Here is a 2473-nt window from a genome sequence, read left to right as displayed (position 1 = left end):
CAAGAAATCGAGGCGATCCTACCCCAACTCAACTACTACTACGTTTTTGATAACGAAGCGTACCCTTACGGTGAGCTAGAACACAGGGTGTTGATCGATCGCGTAAAGCAAATCGTGTCTCAATGCGTCGGTCGGTTTCACATCGATCTAGTGGTGATTGCATGTAATACGGCGAGCACCATTGTGCTCCCCACACTTCGTGCCCTGCATGCTATTCCCATTGTTGGTGTTGTGCCGGCGATTAAGCCGGCGTCAAACATGGCCAATAAAGCCGTCGGGTTGATTGCGACGCCAGCGACGGTGACGCGAGAATATACCCATGACCTCATTCGCAACTTCTCCCAGAGTAAACCCGTCGAAATGCTAGGCTCGACAAGGCTGGTGGATATGGCTGAAGAGAAGCTACGTGGGCAAGCAGTAGTACTGGAAGAGTTAGAGGAAGTGCTGCTGCCGATCAAAGGTCACATTGATGTTGCCGTACTAGGCTGTACCCACTTTCCGCTCATCAAAGATGAGATCCAACAGGTGCTCGGTGATGGCGTAATCCTAGTGGACTCCGGTCAAGCTATTGCGAGACGCGTAAAACAGCTGCTGGGTCATGAATTAGCAGCGAGTGAGAAGGGCAAGCGGGAGATTTACTCCAGCGCTCCCCCTTGGCAGGAAGAAGCGCTGAACAGAAAACTGCAGAACTTAGGGTTTACTCCTGTTCAGAGTTCTCCGATTGAGATTTTGGATCGTTAGCAATCCTCACCTTTAAGGTACGCTGAAGATAGTCTTTATCATTCAGCGCATCGATTGCGGTTTGCGCGTCGTTGGTGGCCATTACCACAAAACCGAAGCCACGACGCTTTCCTGTCCTTTTATCCTTCATTAATCGAACGGCAAATACCTCACCATGTTGAGCAAACAACTCTTTGACGTGAGATTCGTTTGCTTTGTATGGAAGGTTACCAACATATAAGGTCTTGGTGGATGGATCGCTGACTGGTTCTGGCTCTGAATCGGTATTCGAAAATTTAAAAACAAAAGCGCAAGCAAAAACACCGATAACAAAAGTCAACGCAGAAGATAGCTCTTTTCCTTGTGATTCAATAAAGAGAAAGAGCATGCCACCCAATACCGCCAAGGCTACCATCAGAATGGTTGATTTATTTGAACTCATATTGGAATACAACTTTTGGTTGAGAATAAGAAAATCTATTATTAACAAAATAGATACAGGCATATTACGTATAAGGTTGTTGTTTTTCCAACCTATTGATGTGACGTGTCTCAAATGTTGAAATTTTATTCTATTTTCATCGGTTTGATTTAAATTTGAGCAAACAGAAAATAAATTGAAAATAGTGCTTGTCTTCCTTTCAGACCTCCCTATAATGCCGCCTCACCGACACGGAGTGAGACGAAAGTCACAAACCAAATCGGATTCAGAAAAATTCAGCGAATAAAAAAGCTTGACTCTGAAAACGGGAAGCGTAAGATACGCACCCCTAGCAGCGAGACGCAAAAGCGACATCGCACTAGACGCTCTTTAACAATATAAACCTATCAATCTGTGTGGGCACTCGTTGATGATAATCCAATTAGATACCTTGGTATCAAATTAGGTTTCAATGAACTGAGTGACCATTTGAATGGCTTTCCTTTTTAAAGGATGGGCATTCGAGCACAGTCAATTCAAGTTTCCTAGGAACTAGCTTCTAGTCACTAGGAACTTATCAGTATTCATTGAGCCGAACAAAATCTTAAATTGAAGAGTTTGATCATGGCTCAGATTGAACGCTGGCGGCAGGCCTAACACATGCAAGTCGAGCGGAAACGAGTTAACTGAACCTTCGGGGAACGTTAACGGCGTCGAGCGGCGGACGGGTGAGTAATGCCTGGGAAATTGCCCTGATGTGGGGGATAACCATTGGAAACGATGGCTAATACCGCATAATAGCTTCGGCTCAAAGAGGGGGACCTTCGGGCCTCTCGCGTCAGGATATGCCCAGGTGGGATTAGCTAGTTGGTGAGGTAAGGGCTCACCAAGGCGACGATCCCTAGCTGGTCTGAGAGGATGATCAGCCACACTGGAACTGAGACACGGTCCAGACTCCTACGGGAGGCAGCAGTGGGGAATATTGCACAATGGGCGCAAGCCTGATGCAGCCATGCCGCGTGTATGAAGAAGGCCTTCGGGTTGTAAAGTACTTTCAGCAGTGAGGAAGGCAGGTACGTTAATAGCGTGCTTGTTTGACGTTAGCTGCAGAAGAAGCACCGGCTAACTCCGTGCCAGCAGCCGCGGTAATACGGAGGGTGCGAGCGTTAATCGGAATTACTGGGCGTAAAGCGCATGCAGGTGGTTTGTTAAGTCAGATGTGAAAGCCCGGGGCTCAACCTCGGAATTGCATTTGAAACTGGCAGACTAGAGTACTGTAGAGGGGGGTAGAATTTCAGGTGTAGCGGTGAAATGCGTAGAGATCTGAAGGAA

At 47.0% G+C, this 2473-nt stretch carries 2 protein-coding genes and 1 rRNA gene; 2 read left to right on the top strand and 1 reads right to left on the bottom strand.

The window, feature by feature from the left end; all coding sequences use genetic code 11:
• Positions 1-741, top strand: a 741-nt coding sequence (gene murI / locus AC6R1A_RS06845) for a glutamate racemase (RefSeq protein WP_500646165.1), incomplete at its 5' end; no start/stop codon positions are given.
• Here the strand turns inward: murI and AC6R1A_RS06840 are convergent.
• On the bottom strand, positions 698-1162 hold the full coding sequence (locus AC6R1A_RS06840) for an RNA recognition motif domain-containing protein (RefSeq protein WP_334555558.1): 465 nt from the start codon (positions 1160-1162) through the stop codon (positions 698-700). The two genes, murI and AC6R1A_RS06840, sit on opposite strands and share 44 nt — an antisense overlap.
• A gap of 585 nt (positions 1163-1747) precedes the next feature.
• Here AC6R1A_RS06840 and AC6R1A_RS06835 point away from each other — a divergent pair.
• Positions 1748-2473: ribosomal RNA gene (locus tag AC6R1A_RS06835) — 16S ribosomal RNA — on the top strand; the annotation flags it as partial.

This window comes from Vibrio sp. R10-SG3-ISO3, assembly GCF_059834225.1.
The sequence above is the reverse complement of the archived record's forward strand: the minus strand, read 5'-3'. Positions and strand labels throughout refer to the sequence as shown.

Coding starts and splice junctions, on each gene's coding strand:
- AC6R1A_RS06840 (WP_334555558.1), bottom strand. CDS start 1,162: ATGAGTTCAAATAAATCAACCATTCTGATGGTAGCCTTGGCGGTATTG.